17 protein-coding genes and 1 pseudogene are annotated in these 19571 nt (G+C 61.9%); all 18 read right to left on the minus strand.

Features of this window, described 5'->3' with window-relative positions; translation table 11 throughout:
* Nucleotides 1–5: 5 nt before the first annotated feature.
* The 18 genes and pseudogenes from fliE to CRO75_RS03650 all read right to left on the minus strand — a co-directional run bounded on the left by fliE (nt 6) and on the right by CRO75_RS03650 (nt 19538).
* Complete coding sequence (gene fliE, locus CRO75_RS03565) at nt 6–332, minus strand: flagellar hook-basal body complex protein FliE (RefSeq protein WP_007922633.1); 327 nt, start codon at nt 330–332, stop codon at nt 6–8.
* A gap of 129 nt (nt 333–461) precedes the next feature.
* Entirely contained in the window at nt 462–1871 is a 1410-nt protein-coding gene (gene fleR / locus CRO75_RS03570; RefSeq protein ID WP_097134453.1) for a sigma-54-dependent response regulator transcription factor FleR, read from the minus strand.
* A gap of 5 nt (nt 1872–1876) precedes the next feature.
* Nucleotides 1877–3070: an ATP-binding protein gene (locus tag CRO75_RS03575; RefSeq protein WP_177409719.1), complete on the minus strand. Its 1194-nt coding sequence runs from the start codon at nt 3068–3070 to the stop codon at nt 1877–1879.
* A 128-nt stretch (nt 3071–3198) separates the two neighbouring features.
* On the minus strand, nt 3199–4674 hold the full coding sequence (locus CRO75_RS03580) for a sigma-54 dependent transcriptional regulator (RefSeq protein WP_007922638.1): 1476 nt from the start codon (nt 4672–4674) through the stop codon (nt 3199–3201).
* A 173-nt stretch (nt 4675–4847) separates the two neighbouring features.
* Nucleotides 4848–5144 carry a flagellar protein FliT gene (gene fliT / locus CRO75_RS03585; RefSeq protein WP_007922640.1) on the minus strand — a complete coding sequence of 99 codons (297 nt, stop codon included), beginning with the start codon at nt 5142–5144 and terminating at the stop codon, nt 4848–4850.
* Nucleotides 5145–5154: 10 nt separating this feature from the next.
* Entirely contained in the window at nt 5155–5550 is a 396-nt protein-coding gene (gene fliS, locus CRO75_RS03590) for a flagellar export chaperone FliS (RefSeq protein WP_023968307.1), read from the minus strand.
* Nucleotides 5551–5678: 128 nt separating this feature from the next.
* Entirely contained in the window at nt 5679–7097 is a 1419-nt protein-coding gene (gene fliD / locus CRO75_RS03595) for a flagellar filament capping protein FliD (protein ID WP_097134455.1), read from the minus strand.
* An 82-nt stretch (nt 7098–7179) separates the two neighbouring features.
* Complete coding sequence (locus tag CRO75_RS03600) at nt 7180–7545, minus strand: flagellar protein FlaG (protein ID WP_009042730.1); 366 nt, start codon at nt 7543–7545, stop codon at nt 7180–7182.
* A 72-nt stretch (nt 7546–7617) separates the two neighbouring features.
* Nucleotides 7618–8469, minus strand: a complete 852-nt coding sequence (locus CRO75_RS03605; RefSeq protein WP_009042729.1) for a flagellin domain-containing protein — start codon at nt 8467–8469, stop codon at nt 7618–7620.
* 250 nt (nt 8470–8719) lie between these two features.
* Nucleotides 8720–8989, minus strand: coding sequence for a hypothetical protein (locus CRO75_RS03610; RefSeq protein ID WP_097134456.1), 270 nt, complete (start codon nt 8987–8989; stop codon nt 8720–8722).
* Nucleotides 8986–10278: a 6-hydroxymethylpterin diphosphokinase MptE-like protein gene (locus tag CRO75_RS03615; RefSeq protein ID WP_097134457.1), complete on the minus strand. Its 1293-nt coding sequence runs from the start codon at nt 10276–10278 to the stop codon at nt 8986–8988. The genes CRO75_RS03610 and CRO75_RS03615 overlap by 4 nt, the downstream gene beginning before the upstream one ends.
* Before the next feature lie 81 nt (nt 10279–10359).
* Entirely contained in the window at nt 10360–11286 is a 927-nt protein-coding gene (locus tag CRO75_RS03620) for a ketoacyl-ACP synthase III (protein WP_009042726.1), read from the minus strand.
* Nucleotides 11287–11509: 223 nt separating this feature from the next.
* Nucleotides 11510–12562 carry a pseudaminic acid synthase gene (pseI, locus tag CRO75_RS03625; RefSeq protein ID WP_097134458.1) on the minus strand — a complete coding sequence of 351 codons (1053 nt, stop codon included), beginning with the start codon at nt 12560–12562 and terminating at the stop codon, nt 11510–11512.
* A gap of 85 nt (nt 12563–12647) precedes the next feature.
* Nucleotides 12648–13688: pseudogene (gene pseG, locus CRO75_RS03630) on the minus strand (UDP-2,4-diacetamido-2,4,6-trideoxy-beta-L-altropyranose hydrolase); the annotation flags it as partial.
* Nucleotides 13685–14392 (minus strand): pseudaminic acid cytidylyltransferase, encoded by a 708-nt coding sequence (pseF, locus tag CRO75_RS03635; protein ID WP_097134460.1) that lies wholly within the window; start codon nt 14390–14392, stop codon nt 13685–13687. The pseudogene pseG and the gene pseF, both read right to left, overlap by 4 nt.
* Nucleotides 14389–15561, minus strand: coding sequence for a UDP-4-amino-4,6-dideoxy-N-acetyl-beta-L-altrosamine transaminase (pseC, locus tag CRO75_RS03640; RefSeq protein WP_097134461.1), 1173 nt, complete (start codon nt 15559–15561; stop codon nt 14389–14391). Before pseC ends, pseF begins: the two co-directional genes overlap by 4 nt.
* Entirely contained in the window at nt 15558–16559 is a 1002-nt protein-coding gene (gene pseB / locus CRO75_RS03645; RefSeq protein ID WP_009042721.1) for a UDP-N-acetylglucosamine 4,6-dehydratase (inverting), read from the minus strand. Before pseB ends, pseC begins: the two co-directional genes overlap by 4 nt.
* Nucleotides 16560–16589: 30 nt before the next feature.
* Nucleotides 16590–19538 carry a TIGR00180 family glycosyltransferase gene (locus CRO75_RS03650; RefSeq protein ID WP_097134462.1) on the minus strand — a complete coding sequence of 983 codons (2949 nt, stop codon included), beginning with the start codon at nt 19536–19538 and terminating at the stop codon, nt 16590–16592.
* Between the last annotated feature and the right edge of the window lie 33 nt (nt 19539–19571).

Consider the following 19571-nt stretch of genomic DNA (forward strand, 5'->3'; position numbering starts at 1 on the left):
CGTCCTTAAACCGGCATCTGCATGATGTCTTGGTACGCCTGAACCAGCTTGTTGCGCACCTGGGTCAACGCCTGGAAGGACACACTGGCCTTCTGCGAGGAAATCATCACGTCGGTCAGGTCGACACCGCTCTTGCCGATCTCGAAGGCACTGGCCAGCTGGCTGGACGCCTGCTGAGTGTCGTTGACCTTGTTCACCGCCTGCCCAAGCATGTCGGAAAAACTGCTGCCGCTCACCTGCGGCACCGCGGCCGATTTTGGCTGGGCCATGGCGTCCATTTGCATGGCTCGCATGTCCAACATCAACCGATTAAATTCAATACCTTGGCTCATGGTCTACTCTCTCCGACGACCCGCAATTTTTTGACACTCACGCAGCGGTTAGTGAGGTGTTAGCAACAAGGGTGCCAGCTCCGCGCAGACACCGAACAAAAGCCTGCATGGCTGCATGCCTTAAACGACTCATGTTGCAAACAGATACGCCTCGACATCCATTCCGGCATCGCGCATTTGCGCCAACTTGTAGCGCAAGGTTCGCGGGCTGATACCCAGGCGCTCGGCCGCCTCCTTGCGTCGGCCGCGCTCGGTGCGCAAGGTGTCGATGATCATCTGGAACTCCCGACGCCGCAGATCGTCGCCCAAGGCCCCCGCCGACTCGGCTGGCGGCACCTCGGCCTCCACCGGCGCACCGCGCACCGTCGTCGCCGCGGCGGGTGCCATGACCGGCAGCGGCGCACAGGCCAGCGGTCCACCCAGGCAGAAATCTTCCGGCTGGATCAGGCCACCCTGCTGCAGGATCAGTGCGCGCTGGATGGCGTTGTCCAGTTCGCGCACGTTGCCCGGCCATGGATAGCCGAGCAGGCACGCCTGCGCTTCGGCCGACAGCCGCGCGGCAGCGTGTTTCATTTTATTGACGTGCTTGGCCAGCAGGCGCTCGGCCAGCGGCAGGATATCGGCGGTACGCTCGCGCAGCGGGCGCCACGCCAGCGGGAATACCGACAGCCGATAGTAAAGGTCTTCCCGGAACCGCCCCGCGGCCACTTCGCCGGCCAGGTCGCGGTTGGTGGTCGCCACCACCCGGATATCCAGGGCGATGGGCTTGCGCGCCCCGACCCGCTCGACTTCGCGCTCCTGCAGCACCCGCAGCAGCTTGGCCTGCAGGGCCAGGGGCATTTCGGAAATCTCGTCCAGCAGCAGGGTGCCGCCATCGGCCTGTTCGAACTTGCCGGGCTGGGCGGCGATGGCGCCGGTAAAGGCACCCTTCTCGTGACCGAACAGCGTGGCTTCGAGCATGTTGTCCGGAATCGCCGCGCAGTTGATAGCGATAAAGGGCTGACTGGAGCGATGGGACTGCTGGTGAATGTAACGCGCCAACACCTCTTTGCCAGTGCCGGACTCGCCTGAGATCAACACGGTGGAATCGCTGCGAGCGACCCGCGCCGCCAGCTCGAGCAGTTGAGCGCTGGCCGGCTCGAATGCCACCGGCCCTTCGCCCTCGGCAGCCCCAAGGCAACCCAGGGCATGTCGCGCCACCAGATCCAGCAGAGCCTTGGGCTCGAAGGGCTTGACCAGGTAGTCGGCGGCGCCTTGACGCATAGCCTCGACCGCACGCTCGACCGCGCCATGGGCGGTCATCAGCAATACCGGCAATTGCGGCTGGCGCGCACGCAGCAGGCCCAGCAACTGATGACCGTCCATGCCTGGCATGTTGACGTCGCTGACCACCAGGCTGAACGACTCGCCAGACACCGCCTGCAGCGCTTCCTCCGCACTGCCGACCGCCTTGTAGTCATGACCGGCCAACAGCAGCGTATCCGCCAGGGCTTCGCGCAGGGCGCGATCGTCTTCAACCAGTAGAACCTTGATTGCCATTACCTTCACTCCACTCCTTGAGCGCCGCAGAACAGTGGCAGAACCACCAGCGCACATGTACCGCGCCCAGGACGCGAGCGCAGCAGCAATTCTCCCTGGTGGGCACGCGCCACCGCCTTGACGACTGTCAGCCCCAGGCCGGTTCCCGTGGTCTTGGTGGTGAAAAACGGCTCACCCAAACGCGCCAGTACCGCGGCGTCGATACCGCTGCCGCTATCGCTGACGCATAACCGCAAGCTGTTGCCACGGGTATAAAGATGAACTTTCAGGCGCACCTGGCCGGCACTGGCCTGGATGGCGTTCTCGATCAGGTTGAGCACCGCCCCCACCAGCGTGTCGCGACTGCACAGCAACTCGCCGGTATGGCTGTCGCACTGCCAGCGCACGGACACGTCCTGCACATGGGTCAGGGCCGCCGCCTGCAGCGACTGCAATAACGCCTTGGGCGTCACGCGATCGGTCAGCGGCAACTCGCCCCGGGCAAACACCAGCATGTCGCGGACCTGATGCTCCAGCTCATGCAAGCGCTCCTTCAGCCGCCCGGCAAAGCGCTGCTGGGTGGCGACAGGCAGTTCCTGCTCGGTCAGGTGACTGGCATACAGCAGCGCGGCGGACAATGGCGTACGAATCTGATGCGCCAGGGACGCCACCATGCGCCCCAGGGACGACAGGCGCTCATGGCGGGCCAGTTGATCTTGCAGGTGACGGGTTTCAGTCAGGTCGTTGAGCAGCACCAATTGGCCCGGTTCGGCATCCAGTGAACGGGTGGAGATCGACAGCCGCCGCCCATCCTTCAACGAAATCTCATGGCCGTCGTCTTCCCGTGGCGCAAAACAACGGGCGATGACATGCCGCCAGAGCTCGCCCTCAAGAGGCAGGCCCAGCAGGTCGCAGGCGGCAGGGTTGGCTTCGCGGACAATGCCCTGGGCGTCGATGACGATGACGCCGCCAGGCAACAGATCGAGGAGGTTTTGCAGACGGTTGGCCAGACGCTCTTTTTCCGCCAACTCCTGCATGCGCTGGGCGCTGACCACGGCCAGTTCGCCCTTGAGCTCGGTCACCCGAGCCTCAAGCAGGCTGTAGGAGTCGGTAAGCTGGCTCGACATCTGGTTGAACAAGGCGAACGCCTGCTCAAGGCCAAGCCGGCTTGCCTGCTCTACGGACGACGTTTGCCCCTGGCTTTCAGGAACAGGAGACATCTGGGCGGCTTGGGGCATCGTGCTCTCTCGCGTGGCTGACCGTCAGTTAAACGGAACGTTGAGAGAGACTTAGCAATACCCGTGCCGGAAAAAAACTGCCCGGTTTTCAACAGGTTAAAAAACAGGCGTCAATCATCCGCCTGTTCATCACCCTCGCGACGGCTCATGCCGTACTTGCGCATTTTTTCCACCAGCGTGGTGCGGCGGATACGCAGGCGCTCCGCAGCCCGCGCGACAATGCCATTGGCGTCGTCGAGCGCCTGCTGGATCAGGCCCTGCTCCAGACCACCGAGGTAGTCCTTCAGGTCCAGGCCTTCCGGCGGCAGCATGGCGGTGGCGGCGAAGTCCGGCGTATGGCCATTGATCGCCACCCGCTCTTCCAGATCACTGCGCAGACTGTCCACCAACTGCTCGTCTTCGTCGTCGACATAGCGGAATTTCTTCGGCAACTCGACCACACCGATCACACCGTAGGGATGCATGATCGCCATGCGCTCCACCAGGTTAGCCAGCTCGCGGACGTTGCCCGGCCAGCCATGGCGGCAGAGCGACATGATCGCCGCGGAGTTGAAGCGGATCGAACCGCGCTTCTCATGCTCCATGCGCGAGATCAGCTCGTTCATCAGCAGCGGAATGTCTTCCACCCGCTCACGCAGCGGCGCCATTTCGATCGGGAACACGTTCAGGCGGTAGTACAGGTCTTCGCGGAAACTGCCGACCTCGATCATGCTCTCGAGGTTCTTGTGAGTCGCGGCGATGATCCGCACGTCGACACTCTGGGTCTTGTTGCTGCCCACGCGCTCGAAGGTACGTTCCTGCAACACGCGCAACAGTTTGACCTGCATCGGCAACGGCATATCGCCGATTTCATCGAGGAACAGGGTACCGCCGTTGGCCAGCTCGAAACGCCCGGCACGGCTGGTGATGGCCCCGGTAAAGGCGCCCTTCTCATGGCCGAACAATTCGCTCTCCAGCAACTCGGCCGGAATCGCACCACAGTTGACGGGCACAAACGGCGCTTCGCGACGCTTGGAGTGATAGTGCAGGTTACGCGCCACCACTTCCTTGCCAGTCCCGGACTCGCCGAGGATCAGCACGCTGGCGTCGGTATCGGCCACTTGCTGCATCATCTGCCGGACATGCTGGATCGCCCGGCTGGTGCCAACCAGACTGCGAAAGAGGTTGGGTTCGCGATGGCGACCGCGCTCACGGGCCTGATCGTACATCTCACGATAGACCTGGGCGCGGTGCAGGGAATCGAGCAACTTGCTGTAGCTGGGTGGCATTTCCAGGGTGGAAAGCACTCGACGACGCTGGTCTTCCGGCAAGTCAATGGAAGAATTATCGCCCATTAACAAAACTGGAAGGAACTCATCCCAGGTTGAGAGTGTCTTTAACAGGCCCAAAAGTGCACCAGGAGCATTTACAGTCCCGATGAGGACACAGATTACTTCACGACTGGATGACAATGAGCCGACAGCCTGCTGCCAGTCATGGCTACCGCAGGGTAAATTTTCTTCGCCAAGAAAATTTAAAATCACCGCCAGGTCGCGGCGGCGGACGCTATCGTCATCAATCAGCAGAATTTTGGTTTCACGCCACATGCAATAGCAACTTCCCTAGTCAACTCAATGCCCGGAATCAGGGCAAGCTAGACGCTTGTAGGCATTTTGAGCCTGATAGACGTCTGAAATCTGAAAACAGCCACTAGTTAAGTCAAAAAAGCGTGCACAGTCAAATTTATGGCGCACTGGATTCGGATTAACTTAGGGGTTAATTAACCGAACAGATGGTAAACCTTTGCCGCGTTCTGTGCTTGATGGATCTGCGACATCTCGTCGACTATCGCCTGACGCTCCCCTGTCGTCACTTCAAGAAGCTGCCGATAAACCCCCAACAGCTCCTGCAAATTCTCGCGCAACGCGGCTTCATCTTCCGGAGCTTCACTCAAGATGTCTTCCATGCAGGAACGGCAGGCCAGATCCAACTGACCGATCGCTTCCCAGTTACGCTCGGCCAGGGCGGCGACCAGTGCTTCACGGGTTTCTTCGATGCGCTGCAATACAAGACTCATGGTGATCTCCTTAGAACTGCGGACCCGGCGCAGCGATGGCGTCCCAGCCTTCCTTGACGGTGCGCAGCAGATCGGCGACCTCGTCGAGAATCTTTGGATCGGTCTTGATGTTCGCCTCGGTGAGGCGCGTCATCATGTAGGTGTACAAGCCATCCAGATCGCCCAGGGTGTCGGGTGAATTTTCCAGATCGAGCCCTTCACGCAAGCCGCCGATAATGCCGATGGCCTTGCTGATGAACACACCCTTGTTGGGAATATCCTTGCGCTCCATCGCCCCCTTGGCCTGGGCGATACGATCCAGGCCGCCTTCCATCAGCATCTGCACCAGACGATGGGGGCTGGCCTCGGAAGTCTGCGCCTGGGCACCAATCTTCTGGTATTGCCGAAGGGCTAACATCGGATTCATGTTCTACCTCATCAAAACTCAAGGGTTCGTATAACCAGCGTATCGACCTGGCGTCAAAAAACTTTAGATCAAAAGCCAAAAGCCCGGAACGCTACAAACGTTGCCGGGCTTTTGGCGCCTGGTATCAATCAGCCTTTCTGTTGCGCAGTCAACGCCTCGAACATCGAGGTAATGTTGCTGGCGGTGGCTTTCAACTTGCCCACCAGGGTATCCATGTCGTTGTACTTCTTGGTCAGCACTGCCGTCAGGGTTTCGATACGGCGGTCCAGGGCCTCCTGATCCAAGGTCAGCTTGGCCTTGGTCTTGTTCAGCTCAGTCGTACGCTGATCGAGAACACCGCCGGTCTGGGCAAAAGGCTTGATGGCATTGTCCATACGCTCCAACAGGCCCTTTTCGCCGGTGAACAGGGCCTGCACCTCGCCACCGAGCTTTTTGTCGTTCATCGCCGCGGTGAACTTGGTGGTGTCGAAGTCCAGGGCACCGGTCTTCTGGTTGGTGGTAATCCCCAACTGCGCCAGGACGGTCAGCTTGTCGCCAGATCCCACTTCAGACAGCGGCGCACGCATGGCCGCCAGGATCGAGCGCGGCAACGAGTCACCCGTCAACTGGGCCGGAATGGTCGGCTTGCCATCATCATCCAGAGACGGCTTGGTCAGCGCGCTAACGCTGTTGGCCACCGCATTGTAGGCGTCAACGAACTTCTGGATCGAAGCCTTCAAGCCATCGGTGTTAGCCGCGACGGTAATGGTCGAGGTGCCCTTGGCGACCAGGTTGAAGGTCATCCCGGAAACCGCCTTGTCCACCGAGTTGCTCTTGCTGGTCAGCGCCATGCCATCGACGGTGAACTTGGCATCCACCGCCAGCGCACCAATGGAACCAGCAGAAGTGGCGGTCATTGGCGAGCCGGAAGCGCCAACGACATTGCTGCCATCGATTTCCAGACCGGCAATACCACTAAGAGAAATATCGGAGCCCGCACCGGTCGTGGTCGAACCCACCACCAGACGCGATCCAAAGGAGTCGGTCACGATGTTCGCGCTGATACCCGCGCTCTTGAGCGATGCGTCGGCGTTGATCGAGTCACGCACCGACTGCAAGGTAGCACCGGCTTTTATATCGAGGTTGTAGTCAGTGCCATTTTGACTGATTTTCAAGGTACCAGTCGGAATAGCACTTGTAGTACCGCCAGCAAAGGCAGCACTGGTGACTTTCGAGGAAGTCGCAAGATTCTGCACATCGACAACATAGCTGCCATTGACCGCGGTATTGCCAGCGACCGCCGTTACATACTTGCTTTCGGAAGTAGTGGCGGCATAGCCGGGAAATTGCGGATTGGTCTTGCTACTGAGCTCGGTAATGGTGGTCCGAAAGGTCGACAACAAGGACTTCAAGGTGCCGATGCCGGAGATGCTTGCGGTGTTGTTCGCAGTTCCCCGGTCGATCTGACCTTGCTTGGGTGCTTTATCAGCATTCACCAAGGCTTTGACGATAGCACCGGTATCGAGGCCGGAGCCTAGACCGGTACCCGGTAGAATTGGACTTGCCATGGAGATCTCCCTTCAGTGTGTCGCCGGTCTTTTGACCATTACAACGCCCAAAAGAACATAGCAACAAATTTCATGCCAGCTGTCAGACTTTAGCGCTGAACAACAGGCTGCTCGCATCATTCAAACTATTGGCCAACTTCAGGACTTCTTCGTTGGGGATCTGACGGATCACCTCACCGGAGTCACTGGCAATGACCTTGACGACGACCTTGCCAGAAGGCTCGTCGATCGAGAATTCCAGGTTACGCTTGACCGATTGCACAAACTTTTCAATTTCCTGAATGGCCATTTTCAGTTTGTCCCGCTCGGTTTGCCCGCCCTTACTCTCTTCCTTGACAGTCGGCAGCGCCACAACGTCCGCTTGAGGCTTCTCCACAGGCTTGTCAGCAACAGATGCTGCCGGCTTGGCCGCTGGATAAGACAAGTTCAGCTTCACGCTCATATCCATGTCCATCACCTCTTAAAGTAAAAAGCGAGAGAGCACGACCAGCGCACTCCCCCGCCAAAGCTTAGCCAGCTATTACTGAAGCAGTTTCAGTACAGCGGACGGCAGTTGGTTGGCCTGGGCCAGAACTGCGGTGGAAGCTTGTTGCAGAGTTTGCTGCTTGGTCATCTGCGCAGTTTCAGCAGCGAAGTCGGTATCTTGTACGCGACCCAGTGCAGCACTGGCGTTTTCGTTGATGTTCTGCAGGTTGGAGATGGTGCTGGTCAGACGGTTTTGTGCAGCACCCAGGTCAGCACGGCTGGCGTTGATGGTCGACAGAGCCTTGTCGATTGCATCGATCGAAGCCTTGGAGCTGGCTTCAGCGGTGGCGCTGCTGTTACCGGTAATGGCGATGGCGCCGGAGTTGACAGCCAGGGTAGTAGCGTCGAAGCCGGTGGCCAGGGCGATGGTGATCTGGTTGGTAGCACCAGTGTTGGAACCGACCTGGAAGGTCATGGTGCCAGCGGAACCGTCGATCAGGTTCTTGCCGTTCAGGTTGGTCGACTGGGCGATACGAGTCAGCTCGTCCGACATCGAAGCGAATTCTTTGTTCAGTGCGACACGGTCAGCGGTGCCGTTCGAGTCGTTTCGTGCTTGAACAGCCAGTTCACGCATACGTTGCAGGATGTTGGTGGATTCCTGCAGAGCGCCTTCAGCGGTCTGAGCGATGGAGATACCGTCGTTGGCGTTTTTGATCGCCATGGTCTGACCGCGGATCTGCGAAGTCATACGGGTAGCGATTTGCAGGCCGGCGGCGTCGTCTTTTGCACTGTTGATTTTCAGGCCGGAAGACAGGCGAGTCATCGAAGTCGACAGAGCGTCGGAAGCGCGGTTCAGGTTCTTCTGAACGTTCAACGATGTGACGTTAGTGTTTACTGTTAAAGCCATGACGAATTCCTCGTTGGTTGGGTACTGCGGCTTCCGGCCCTGGCAACCGCCGGGTATGGCCTAGAGAACCTTCGTAATAGTTATCGTCGGCAATGCAAGTTGCTTTAGGGGATTTTCAAAAAAATTTGCCATCAGCGTGCCACCCCTCGTAAATCAAGGGCTCGGCGTTTTCCAACCGTGGAAAAATGGCGCCAGGAAAATGCCGGAGAAGACCCGAGCGCGGAGATCGCCCGGGCAGGCAGGGAATGTTTCAGCCAGCAGAGAGGGAACGCAGCACTTCAACGCATTCGTATTGCAGGTAGTCGGCCAGGGCCAGCCAGTTTTGCCCTTGCTGACATTCGAACATCAGGCCAAGCAAAGTCTCCCAATCCTGGCGCTGCTCTGGCGGCGCAGTCTCGATCAGCGGCTGGATCGCCCCCATCAACTGGACCATGGTCACGGCCGTCTCGACATCGTGCCCCAGGCGAAAGTCCTCGGCGCATTGCTGCAAGCGGGCGATCAGCCCCTCGATCGCGCTCATTGGCTGAACTCCGGATGGTAGGTCGTCCCGGCAATCATCGCCCCGTCCCGACTGCTGTTATAGAAGCGCACCCGCGGATGACCGGCGATAAAACGCTCCAGCTCGCACAGGTAACTGCGGAAATTGAGTTGGGTCCTGACCCGCTGGCCATGCCCGTCCAGCACCCAGTGCCGGGCCGCGCCCAGCTGCGGCCCCAGCTCACCGTCCAGCCAGCCGGCATGCGTCTTGTTCATCGGGAAGGCAAAGTCGGCACCGAACAAGGTGACCTGTTCGGCGCCCATTTTTACCGCCAGGTCCACTGCGGGATGGATCACGCTGCCGCCGACATACAGCTGCGCCTTGGGCAATTGCCCGCGCATCCGCGTGTAAATCGGGCTGGCGGAATACCCCACGTAACGCGGTCCCTGCCAGAGCGCCAGAATCTGCGGATCGACCATCGGCAGATAGACCAGGGTGATGGCTGCCGATTTTTCTGGCGGCAGGTGCAAGCTGGAAATCCGGTGATCGATGCTGATCACGATATCCGGCTCGATCCCCTGTTTGAGCAACGGCCGGTAGGCGGTATCGACACAGATAAACAGAGGCCGCCGGGCCTGGGCGCGAATCTCGCGCAAGCGTTCGAAATGCCGCTCCAGGCTCGGCCCGGTGGCAATCACAAAAATCTCGCGCCCCGGCTGGCTACCGAACAGCTGCGCCACGTCACTGTCGCTGGCCACCAGCTCGGCACTCGCTTGCAGGCGTTGGGCGACCTCTGGGGAGTCGGCCACGAAGTCGCGGTTATTGAAGGCCAGATGCACCTCACTGACCAGGCGATCGCGGATCTTGGCGTTGTAGTCATCCGCCAGCACCAGCTCGGAGGGCAAGGCGAAGAATGGCAGCTGGATTTCCGTCAGATCGCCGGCATAACTCAGTTCCACTCGAGGATCGTTCAACCAGGCCTGCTGATCGAGCAATTGCAGCACCAGCGCAAACACCGCGCCGTTCAGGATGTGCACCTGCAAGCGTTGCAGCGCTGGGTTTTCCAGCAGTATCTGCTGCAAGTCGCCCAAGCCGGTGCCGTACAGATGGATCACCGGGCTGTCGGCTGGCAAGCTCGCCGCCTGGGTTCGTGCTTCCGCCGTGCGATCGTGGCGGCTGGTGAGCTGAATGCCGGAAATACTCAAGGTCGAACCCAGGCCTTCGACCAGATCCGCCTGCAACCCAGCACTGTCCTCCGCCAGCAACCGCTCGAGCAGTCGCGGCCAGCGAGCCTGTATTGCCTGGGCATTGCCCTCGAAGCTTTCGCTCATGCTGTCTCGCCTATCTTCATGCAAAAAAAATAGCGCTCAGGGTACACCCTGGGCGCTATTTTTGGATGCCGCGGGATCAACTCATGGGCGATAGATAATCGCCGAGCCCCAGGACAGCCCTACACCGAAGCCACTCAGGGCCACACGTTGCCACTTCGACTCGAGCACGTGCTTTTCCAGCAGCAGCGGAATGCTCGACGATACGGTGTTACCGGTCTCGACCATGTCCTTGATGAACTTCTCCGGCTCGCCTTCGAAACGGCGCGCCACGGCATCGACGATCGCCGCACTGCCCTGGTGGATACAGAACGCATCGATCTGCTCCGCCTTCAGGCCGGACTCATCCAGCAGCTCATTCAAATGCGCCGGGACTTTCAGCAGGGCAAAGTTGAACACCTGGCGGCCATTCATGAAAAACACGCCATCGGTGACTTTCAAGTGCGGAGCGCCGGAACCGTCGGTGCCGAATTTGGCCTTGCCCAGCTGCCAGGGAGCGTCTTCGCCCATCCAGGTAGCAGTCGCCGCATCGCCGAACAGCATGGTGGTGTTGCGGTCTTGCGGGTCGACGATCTTCGAGTAAGGGTCGGCGGTGACCAGCAGGCCGTTCTTCAGGCCCGCGGCTTCCATGAAGCCCTTGAGCGCGTAGATGCCATAGACATAACCGGAGCAGCCCAGGGAAATATCGAAGGCCGCGACGTGGGTCGGCAGGCCCAGCTTGTCCTGGACGATGGCGGCGGTGTGCGGCAAGCCTTCTTCGTCGCCGTTCTGGGTGACGACGATCAGCGCGTCGATCGACTCGCGCGACAGTTGCGGGTTGTTGGCGAACAGCGCATTGACTGCTTCGACACACAGGTCCGAGGTTTCCTGCGTGGCGTCTTTGCGCGGCAGGAAGGCCGAACCGATCTTGCCCAGGATGAACTCTTCATCCTTTTCGAATTTTGCACCTTGTGCGTAATTGTCTACGCCGGCTACAGGCACGTAGCTCGCAATGCTCTTTATGCCAATCATTACGGCTTCCCAATAATAAACAGCTGAATACCCCGACCACCGGACCGGGGCTGCCGACAAACAGACATCCTGGCGCCCCTGACGGGCGACAGCGGGAAGAATAAAAGGCTATCACTGCGCCGTTTACCGGCCAGGCGCCATCTCCCCGGTCAATACAATACAGTGAAGATGCGCGTTATGACTCGCAGGTCACGCTATTTTGCCGAATCAGCCATACAAACGGCTATTCGACAAATGCCCAATCCAGTGCGGTCCCGCGCTTGAGGGCCTGGCGCGCGCAACGCCCGAGGACCGCGTCGATGTGCTTGGGGGCCAGCCCCAGGCCCGGACGAATGGCCCTGACGTTATCGCGGCTGAACACCTCCCCCGCCGCCATATCGCGGGTGACATAGAGGGAACGGCGGTACAACACCGACTGCCGCTCGGCCTCGGTCGCGCCGTAACGCACCTGGCCCAGGGCCTGCCAGGCACGTTCGGTTTCCACCACCAGGCTATGCAGCTCCGCCGGTTCCAGGGAAAAACTCGCATCCACCCCGCCGGCGGCGCGGTCGAGGGTGAAGTGTTTCTCCACCACAGTGGCGCCCAGCGTCACGGCGGCCACGGAAACCCCGACGCCCATGGAGTGGTCGGACAAACCGACCTCGCAGCCGAACAGCTCGCGCAGATGGGGAATGGTCAGGATGTTGCTGTTTTCCGGCGAAGCCGGGTAGGTGCTGGTGCACTTGAGCAGCACCAGATCCTTGCAGCCGGCCTCCCGGGCGGCGCGCACGCTTTCGTCCAGCTCGGCGATGCTGGCCATGCCGGTGGAAATGATCAGCGGCTTGCCGGTGGCCGCCACCCGACGGATCAGCGGCAGGTCGGTGTTTTCGAAACTGGCGATCTTGTAGGCCGGCACATCGAGGCTTTCGAGGAAGTCCACGGCGCTCTCATCGAACGGCGTGGAGAACGCCAGCATCCCCAGTTCCCTGGCGCGGGCGAAGATCGGCGCATGCCACTGCCAGGGGGTGTGGGCCTTTTCATACAGGGCATACAGCGAAGAGCCGGCCCAGAGACTGGCCGGATCCTTGATGAAGAACTCGCCATGCTCCAGGTCCAGGGTCATGGTGTCGGCGGTATAGGTCTGCAACTTCAGGGCATGGGCGCCGGCCTTGGCCGCGGCCTCGACGATCTGCAGGGCAACGTCCAGCGACTGGTTATGGTTGCCGCTCATCTCGGCAATGATGAATGGCGGTGAGCCGGCGCCGATCGAGCGCGAGCCGATCTTGAAACTAGTCATTGGGGTTTTCCTTCGATTCACGCGTAAATTCATCAGTGCCCAGATCATCTCCGGCACGGCGCAATGGATTGCCGGTCATCTCGAACAGGGCCGCCGCCACCCGCGATGCACCCTGCCCGTCCACCAGCTGCCGGGAGCGCTGCGCCAGGCTCTGGCGCAACGGGTAATCGCCAACGAGCGCCGCGACCGCCTGGCGGATCTGTTCGATACTCACCTGCTCGCTGGCCCCTAGATAGACATGCATGCCCGCCTCGGCCAGCAGCCGGGCATTGGCCTCTTGATTGCCGGCCACGCTGATGCACAGGGTCGGCAGGCCCAAGGCGGCGCGCTCCCAGCTGGTACCGCCGCCGGCACCGATAAACAGGTCGGCCTCGGCCATCAAGCGGGAAAAGTCGCTGACATAGGCGTGCAAACGCCAATGCCCACGACCAGCCGCCAGTTCCTGCATCTGCGCCCAGGCCGGGTTACCGGCCCCGGCGACAAAATCCACCTGCAGGTCGTCGAACGCACTCAAGGCCAGCATCGCCTTGTGGGTCTGGCTGGCCGCATCGAAACCGCCGAAATTCACCAACACCCGACTCGCTCGCTCACGAATGGCGATCGGCGGACAACGGAACTCCTCGCGCAGCAAGGCGAAGTGCGGCCCCAGCAACGCCCGGCACTCGGCATCGATCAGGCCGGCATAGGCCTGGGGCGTGCCGCTGAAGTTCTGGTCGAGCAACAGGTCGACCTCGTGCCGTCGGTTGGCCAGGTCATCGATGGCGGCAATCCGTGGCGCCCATTGCCGCGCCGCCTGCTGCCACTGCCGGTCGAGGCCATAGTGATCGACCAGCACCCAATCGAATCGCGGCTGATCCTGCAACGCTGCCCGCAAGGCGACGATATCCGCCTGCCAGGGCAAGGGCGCCTCGATGTCCTGCGCGCATTCACCCGGATAACTCGCCGGCAGGGCGAACGTCTGGAAACCCAGTCCGGCCAGGCGGTCCAATGGCTGCCCGGGCAAGCTTCGGCAAGCGAAAGCCACTGTGGCGCCCTGCTCGCGCAAGGCCCTGGCCAGGGTCAGGCAGCGGGCGATATGGCCGCTGCCAATGGTCGGCGAGGCGTCGGCCCGAATCAGCACTCTCACTCCAGCTCTCCACCGGCTTTCAGCGCCGCGTACAGATACTCCGCGCGTAGCCAGTCCTCCTCGGTGTCGATGTCCTGGACCAGATGGCGCGGCAGGATCACCGGCAAGCTGAGCGGGGAAAACACCAGGTCGCCGCGCAACCAGGCCTCGCTGCGCCCCCAATAGAACTGCCCGGCATCCTGATAGGCCGGCGGCAAGTCCTGGGAGCGTGTGTTGCGAAACTCCGGATAAAGCGAAGTCAACGCGCCCTGCTCGTCCAGGGTCAGGGCGCGCTGCACCGGAAAAGCGAAGCTACACACGGAAAAGGCGAAGGATTTTTCAGGCTGAGCGTCCAGCGCCGCCAAGCCCTGGCGCAGGTAGCGCAGTTGCAACAAGGGCGCGGTGGCGTAAATGCAGCAGGTGTAATCGAAGGTCTCGCCACGCTCGCGCAACGCATTCAAGGCATGCACGATCACCGGCCCGGTGCCGGTGAAATCGTCCGCCAGCTCGGCCGGACGCATGAATGGCACCGTGGCGCCGCTGGCCCTGGCCAGCTCGGCGATCTCCGGGTCGTCGGTGCTGACCAGCACCTGATCGAACAACCCGCAGCGCAGCGCCGTGGCAATCGAGCGGGCAATCATCGGCACGCCGTCGAACGGCTTGAGGTTCTTGCGCGCTATGCGTTTGCTGCCGCCACGGGCGGGAATGATCGCGATGGCACTCAAGGCTGGGCGGGCTCCTGGATAAGCTGGCGCAATTGCTCGGCCACATACGTCTGCTGCTCATCGTCCAGCGCCGGAAACAGCGGCAGGCTGATGGCTTCGCCGTAGTAGCGCTCGGCCTCGGGGAAATCCCCCGCGGCGAATCCCAGATCGCGGTAATACGGCTGCAGATGCACCGGGATGTAATGCAGATTGACCCCGACCCCGGCCTCGCGCAATGCCTCGAACACCTCGCGATGGGTGCGGCGGATGCGCTCGGGCTGCAGGCGCACCACGTACAGATGCCAGGCCGACTGCGCCTGCTCCTGAGCCTGCGGCAGGGTCAGCGGCAGATCGGCCAGCAGGCGGTCATAACAGGCCGCCAGTTGCCGGCGCCGGGCAATGAAAGCGTCGAGCTTGTCCAGCTGGGACAAGCCCAGGGCTGCCTGCAGATCGGTGATGCGGTAATTGAAACCCAGCTCGGTCTGCTGGTAGTACCAGGGGCCGTGGCTGGGCTCGGTCATCTGCGCCGGGTCGCGGGTCATGCCGTGGCTGCGCAAGCGGCGCAGATGGTCCGCCAGTTGCGGGCTGTTGGTCAGGACCATGCCGCCCTCGGCGCTGGTGATGATCTTCACCGGATGAAAGCTGAACACCGTCATCGCCGCAAATTCGCCACAGCCCACCGGCCGCCCGGCATAGGACGCGCCCACCGCGTGGGAGGCATCCTCGATCAGCACGAAGCCATAACGCTGCGCCAGTTGCGCCATGGTGCGCATGTCGCAGCTTTGCCCGGAAAACGCCACCGCCACCACCACCTTGGGCAGGCTGCCCGTGCGCTCGGCGGCCTCCAGCTTGTGCGCCAACGCCCGGGCATCCATGTTCCAGGTGTGCGGGTCGATATCGACGAAGTCCACCTCGGCGCCGCAATAACGTCCGCAGTTGGCCGAGGCGAGGAAGGTATTGGGCGTGGTCCACAGCCGATCTCCCGGCCCCAGCCCGGCGGCCAGGCAGGCGATGTGCAAGGCCGCCGTGGCATTGCACACCGCCACGCCATGGCCGGCCTCGCAGCGAGCGGCCATGGCCTGCTCGAAGCGTTCGATGGTCGGCCCCTGGGTCAGCCAGTCGGACCGCAGCACCGCGACCACCGCATCGATGTCCGCCTGGTCGAGACTCTGGCGCCCGTAGGGAATCATGCCGGCAACCTGGCATGCAGCTCGGCGATCTGGCCCACCGAGAGGAAATGCGGATTGGTGTCGGAGCGGTATTCGAACGCCTCGCCCACCGGCCGCCCCTGTTCGCCCAGGCCGTCCACGGCAAAGTCGACATTGACGTTGGTAAAGCGGATCGACGGCTGGATGGTGTAGTGATCGGTGAACTCCAGGGTCATGCGCGCGTCATCCAGCGGCACCATCAGCTCGTGGAGTTTTTCCCCCGGACGAATGCCCACCTGCTTGTGCGGCAGGTTTTGCGCCATGCCGCGCGCCAGGTCGACGATCCGGATCGACGGAATCTTCGGCACGAAGACCTCTCCGCCATGCATGCGCGAGAAGCTGTCGAGCACGAACTGCACCCCGTGATCCAGGGTGATCCAGAAACGGGTCATGCGCGCGTCGGTGATCGGCAACTCGCGGGCGCCTTCGGCAATCAGCTGGCTGAAAAACGGCACCACCGAACCCCGGGAGCCGGCCACGTTGCCGTAGCGCACCACGGCAAAACGGGTCGGCTGGTCGCCGGCGATATTGTTCGCCGCGACGAACAGCTTGTCCGACAGCAGCTTGGTCGCGCCGTACAGGTTGACCGGGCTCGCCGCCTTGTCGGTGGACAGGGCGATGACTTTCTTCACGCCGTTGTCGATGGCCGCGGCGATGATGTTTTCCGCGCCGTTGACGTTGGTGCGGATGCACTCGGTGGGGTTGTATTCCGCCGCCGGCACCTGCTTCAGGGCCGCAGCGTGCACCACATAGTCGATCCCGCGCATGGCCTGGCGCAGACGCTCGGCGTCACGCACGTCGCCGAGGAAATAACGCATGCAGGGCGCATTGAAGGTCTGCTGCATTTCGTACTGTTTCAGTTCATCGCGGGAGAACACCACCACCCGCTTGGGCTGGTATTGCTCCAGCAGGCGTCGGATGAAATTGCGTCCGAACGAGCCGGTGCCGCCAGAAATGAAAATCGATTTGCCGTTGAACATGTCTTGAGTCCTTTTTCCTGTCAGCCAGGCTTATGCGAGCAGTTGCGCCCAGTCGACACTGGCAGGAGCGCCAGGAGTGAAGCCCTTGCCGGTCCGGCTCAGGTTCTGGTTGTAAGTTGCATCGTGTTCGAAGCGCGCCTGCCATTTGTCACGCAGCGCCGCCGCGACCTGGGTATCGTCCGCCAGGATGCCCGGATGGAGGATCTGCACCTGCGGGGTCCAGACCGTCAACAGCCCGGCATCGGCCACTTTCAGGCACAGGTCGACATCAGCGAATGCCTCGGCGAAGTGTTCTTCGTCCAGGCCACCGACGGCGTTGTAGACGTCCTTGCGAATCATCAGGCAGGCGCCGGAGACCGCCGAATAGTCCTGCTCGGCGAGCAAGCCGCTCAGGTAACCGCTGGCGCCTTTCGGCTCACCGGCGAACGCCGCCCCCAGATACCCGTTCAACCCGAGAACCAGGCCAGCCGAGGTGGTCGCGCCCTTGGCGTCGACCAGGCGCGCGCCGACGATCCCCACTTCCGGACGCTGCGCCTGATTGAGCAGGCTCTCCATCCAGTCGGCATTGACCACTTCGCCGTCGGCCGCCAGCAGCACCAGGTACTCGCCGTGGGCCTCCTGGCTCGCCGCGTTGTACAGCGCCGAGGCGCTCAGGCGCCGCGGGCTGCGCAGCACGCGGATACGATCGCCCTTCTGTTCCAGGCTGGCGAGCCAGTTGGCCAACTCTTCGGACTGGCTATGGTTGTCGGCGATGACCACTTCGTAGCGCTGGTAGCGCGTGCGTTGCAGCACGCTGACCAGGCAACGCTGCAGCTGCTCCAGGTTGTCCTCGCTGCGCAGGATGATCGAGGCCAGCGGACGCTCGGCATGGCCGTAGTTGATCTGGTAGACCCCAGGCTGCGCCGCGCTGACCTGGGCCCGGTAGCCACGGTTGCCCAGATGACGGGTCAACGCCTGGCTTTGTTGGGTGTTCTCCTCCACCTCCGCGGCCTGGCCGATCAACAGCGGCTCGGCCAGATGGGCCAGGCCGGCCAGCCCGCCGTCTTCGATCAGGCGCAGCAGCAGGTCGTATTCCATGGCCTGTGGAAAGGCCGTCGAATAACCACCGGCAGCCGCCAGCACATCCCGGCGAATCAGCCAGTGGCCGGCCATCAGGTCCGGCACGCTTTGCAGCAGGTCGAGGTTGACGCCCGGGCGGAACACATCCTTCAGCGCGCCATCGGCGCCGTAGTGGATTTCGTCCATGGCCACCGCGCGGCACCCTTGCGCGCCGAGCAGTTCCAGGCTGGCGCGCAGCAGGCCGCTGGCGGTAAAACGCTCGCCGGCACGGGCCAGGAGCAACCAGTCACGGGAGGATTGCGCCGCGACCTGGTTGATACGCTCCACATAGTTGCTGGTGCTGACCTTGACGAAATGCACGGTGTCCTGGGCGGTAGTGGTCGCCGGCAGGTCGCCCGTGGTGAAGACCACCACCTGGAAAGACCGGCAATGGCCATTGACCAGGCTGTCGAAGGTCGCCTGCAGCTTGACCATGTCCGCGTCGAGGTCGAGCAGCAGGATGCCGAAGCTCGGGCCACCATTGTGCCGGGCCAGGTGCTCGTTGATCGCCTTGAGCTGCTGCGCCTCGGGGTTGCGCGCCTCCAGCCACTTCAGCAGGCACCCCGAAGGCATGTTCTCCAGCAGCCCCGGGCTGTCCTGAAAAGGCAGCGACGCCAGGCGCTCGGCCCAGGCCTGCAATTTGCGGGCATCGCTCTGCTCCTGAGGGTCCTGCCCCTCGCAAGCCTGCAGCGAGGCCGCCAGACGCTGGACCACCTCAAGGTTGAACAGGTTGCACGACAGTGCCTCCCACAGGCGGCTGCGCAGAGTACGCTCGGTGTCGTTGGGTTGTACCTGCATCAACTCCCGCTGCTTGAGCAGCACGCCTTCGAGCTCCTGCAGTTGCAGGCGGCCGGCCGGCATCCCATGCATGAGGAATTCGAATTCGGTCAACAGGTCGAACATCGGCTTGTTGTAGAACGGCATCTCGACGAACTGTTCCGGGCCGAACGAACGCACCGGCTCGGCCCCCGGCTCGAGCCAGGCCGAACGAAAAATCATCTTGCCGTTGAGCGAGCGCCCGCTGAGCAGGCACTCGGCCATGGCCGTGAAGCTGTCCAGGGCAATCTGTTTGGCCCGCTGTGGGTCCAGGCCGCTCAAGCCGGTGGGCAACGACGCCAGGAAGCCGGCGAATGCCTCGCGCTGGGCCACCGACTTGGCGTCGCCGTAGGTCAGCACCGTCAACACATCGGTGTTGTGCTCCGAGGCGTTGTAGTTGACTTCGCGCACGGCGAACGGGATCGGCAGGATCCGCGCCTTGGCCGAGGCCAGCAGGAAGAAGGTGTGGCCGATTTCCTGCCATTCGAAACTGGTCCCCGGCGGCAGCAGGCTGTACCACTGTTGCAGCAGGTCGGTGCGGGTCACCGCGTAGAACGGCGGCAGGAAATGGCTCATGAACGCCATGACCCGCTCGCCGGCATCTTCCGAGGCGTAGTCCTCGATCACCCGGCAATCGCGCCGGTAGTAGTTCACCTCGGCGGCGCGGGCCAGGTACATCATCCCGTAGCCATGGCACAGGCCGTAGTCGGGGTTGGCTTCGAGAAACTCCACCGACTCGGTCAGCGCGCCATGCAGCAGGAAGTCGTCGTCGGCGGCAAATACCATGTACGGCGTGGTCACCTGCCCGACACCGTAGGTGAGCTTGTCCTGCAGGCCCTTGTAGGTGTACTGCGGCAGATGCCGGTAGTCGACCTTGGGGAACTGCCCGGCCAGGCTTTCGTCGGCGTGCTGCGAAGAGTCCAGCACCAGGATCTTGCAGGGGTAGGTGCTGTAGTACTGCAAGGTGCGGCGCAAGAACGCCTTGCGATTGTGGGACATCACCACCAGCGTGAAACGCTCGCTCAACGGTGCGCTAGTGTTTTGAGCCTTGTCTTGAACCTGCATCAGTGTTTCCCCACAACCGGCAAAGTGCTGTTA

Source organism: Pseudomonas sp. LAMO17WK12:I10 (genome assembly GCF_900215185.1).
Taxonomy (GTDB): Bacteria; Pseudomonadota; Gammaproteobacteria; order Pseudomonadales; family Pseudomonadaceae; genus Aquipseudomonas; species Aquipseudomonas chlororaphis.

Coding starts and splice junctions, on each gene's coding strand:
- fliE (WP_007922633.1), bottom strand. CDS start 332: ATGAGCCAAGGTATTGAATTTAATCGGTTGATGTTGGACATGCGAGCC.
- fleR (WP_097134453.1), bottom strand. CDS start 1,871: ATGGCAATCAAGGTTCTACTGGTTGAAGACGATCGCGCCCTGCGCGAA.
- CRO75_RS03575 (WP_177409719.1), bottom strand. CDS start 3,070: ATGTCTCCTGTTCCTGAAAGCCAGGGGCAAACGTCGTCCGTAGAGCAG.
- CRO75_RS03580 (WP_007922638.1), bottom strand. CDS start 4,674: ATGTGGCGTGAAACCAAAATTCTGCTGATTGATGACGATAGCGTCCGC.
- fliT (WP_007922640.1), bottom strand. CDS start 5,144: ATGAGTCTTGTATTGCAGCGCATCGAAGAAACCCGTGAAGCACTGGTC.
- fliS (WP_023968307.1), bottom strand. CDS start 5,550: ATGAATCCGATGTTAGCCCTTCGGCAATACCAGAAGATTGGTGCCCAG.
- fliD (WP_097134455.1), bottom strand. CDS start 7,097: ATGGCAAGTCCAATTCTACCGGGTACCGGTCTAGGCTCCGGCCTCGAT.
- CRO75_RS03600 (WP_009042730.1), bottom strand. CDS start 7,545: ATGGATATGAGCGTGAAGCTGAACTTGTCTTATCCAGCGGCCAAGCCG.
- CRO75_RS03605 (WP_009042729.1), bottom strand. CDS start 8,469: ATGGCTTTAACAGTAAACACTAACGTCACATCGTTGAACGTTCAGAAG.
- CRO75_RS03610 (WP_097134456.1), bottom strand. CDS start 8,989: ATGAGCGCGATCGAGGGGCTGATCGCCCGCTTGCAGCAATGCGCCGAG.
- CRO75_RS03615 (WP_097134457.1), bottom strand. CDS start 10,278: ATGAGCGAAAGCTTCGAGGGCAATGCCCAGGCAATACAGGCTCGCTGG.
- CRO75_RS03620 (WP_009042726.1), bottom strand. CDS start 11,286: ATGATTGGCATAAAGAGCATTGCGAGCTACGTGCCTGTAGCCGGCGTA.
- pseI (WP_097134458.1), bottom strand. CDS start 12,562: ATGACTAGTTTCAAGATCGGCTCGCGCTCGATCGGCGCCGGCTCACCG.
- pseC (WP_097134461.1), bottom strand. CDS start 15,561: ATGATTCCCTACGGGCGCCAGAGTCTCGACCAGGCGGACATCGATGCG.
- pseB (WP_009042721.1), bottom strand. CDS start 16,559: ATGTTCAACGGCAAATCGATTTTCATTTCTGGCGGCACCGGCTCGTTC.
- CRO75_RS03650 (WP_097134462.1), bottom strand. CDS start 19,538: ATGCAGGTTCAAGACAAGGCTCAAAACACTAGCGCACCGTTGAGCGAG.